Here is a 604-nt window from a genome sequence, read left to right on the forward strand (position 1 = left end):
AGTTTGAGCTGGAATGACTGTCCAGTTTCAGCCAGAATCACTGTCCAATTTGGTCAGAATAGGCAATCAAACACTTTTGAACGGTTTTCAGGCGCAATGCCGCGACCGTCATCCCGCACAGCAAGCGTGTACGTTTGCTGGTCGTTTGTTCCTATTTCTACTTTGACCTGCCCGCCTCTGTGGTTGTATTGAATGGCGTTGTTGATCAAATTGCGTAGCAGCAAGATCAGCATGATTCGGCTGCCCGCGACGGTTTTGGGTCCTTCTTCCATGTCTGGAAGTGTCAGCGTGACTCCCTTTTTCTCAGCGCTGTGCAGCTCTGTGCTGGCTGCTTCATGAATCAGTTCAATGGCGTCAACCGTTCCCCAATCGTGCAATTCGGCCTGAACAGATTCAGATTTGGACAAGGTGAGCAATTGAGTGATCAGACGTGAGCAGCGGGACACTGCTGTCTGAATGTCGTCCATAATTTCTCGTTCATCTTCATTGGTTTGCGTGCGAATCTTCTGAAGCAACTGAACATTGGTTTGAACGGCTGCTGACCTTGCCCTCGTTTAATGGATACGTTAACTCGAACTATGCAGCCTTCCCGTTGAGGGATTTG

Annotated in this window: 1 protein-coding gene and 1 pseudogene; both read right to left on the bottom strand. The window is 49.2% G+C overall.

Annotation, left to right across the window (positions count from 1 at the left end):
- Positions 1 to 53: 53 nt before the first annotated feature.
- Complete coding sequence (locus QQJ87_RS14645; RefSeq protein WP_348534586.1) at positions 54 to 272, bottom strand: ATP-binding protein; 219 nt, start codon at positions 270 to 272, stop codon at positions 54 to 56.
- A 129-nt stretch (positions 273 to 401) separates the two neighbouring features.
- Positions 402 to 527, bottom strand: a pseudogene (locus QQJ87_RS14650) (hypothetical protein); the annotation flags it as partial.
- Positions 528 to 604: the final 77 nt, after the last annotated feature.

It is taken from the genome of Limnobacter litoralis (genome assembly GCF_030160455.1).
Classification (GTDB): Bacteria; Pseudomonadota; Gammaproteobacteria; order Burkholderiales; family Burkholderiaceae_B; genus Limnobacter; species Limnobacter litoralis.

What these genes read in the sequence shown, in the direction of transcription:
- QQJ87_RS14645 (WP_348534586.1), bottom strand. Translation starts at nt 272, where the DNA reads ATGGAAGAAGGACCCAAAACCGTCGCGGGCAGCCGAATCATGCTGATC.